2 protein-coding genes are annotated in these 474 nt (G+C 53.2%); one reads left to right on the plus strand and one right to left on the minus strand.

Annotation, left to right across the window (positions count from 1 at the left end; translation table 11 throughout):
- Nucleotides 1-120: GTP cyclohydrolase I (locus L691_RS28880; RefSeq protein ID WP_036737033.1), on the plus strand; the 120-nt coding region annotated here is incomplete at its 5' end.
- Between the two features lie 128 nt (nt 121-248).
- Here L691_RS28880 and L691_RS28885 read toward each other — a convergent pair.
- On the minus strand, nt 249-474 hold a 226-nt coding region (locus tag L691_RS28885; RefSeq protein ID WP_036737036.1), incomplete at its 5' end, for a Fe-Mn family superoxide dismutase.

Consider the following 474-nt stretch of genomic DNA (forward strand, 5'->3'; position numbering starts at 1 on the left):
TGTATGTGCGCCCGGGGCGTCAAGAAGCCGGGCAGCAAGACGGTGACCTCGGCTGTCAGGGGAATCTTCCGTGAGAACCCGGCTACCCGGGCAGAATTTCTGTCATTTATCAAGGAATAACGGTATCGGCGGCAAACCGGCCCCCTGAAATTTTTCAGGGGGCCGGTTTTTTTAACTGAAATATTCGGGGTCCCGGCAAATTATTTGGAGTAGGATTCGAAGTTCAGGCTTCACTCCGAGGGGCTATTTTAATAAGGTTTCCAGGCGAGCTTGGTTGCTTGTGCATATCTCTCGGATACATAAGGCCAGTTGACGACCTTCCACCAGTCCTGAATATAATCCCCGCGCTTACTCTGGTGCTTCAAATAGTAGGCATGCTCCCACACATCCAGAGCAAGCAGCGGGACAACATCCCATTGGGACAGGTTCTGATGCTTCTCGGCCGTCAGGATTTCCAGCCTATGGCTGGGCGGG

The sequence above is a fragment of the Paenibacillus zanthoxyli JH29 genome, from assembly GCF_000520715.1.
Lineage (GTDB): Bacteria > Bacillota > Bacilli > Paenibacillales > Paenibacillaceae > Paenibacillus_AQ > Paenibacillus_AQ zanthoxyli.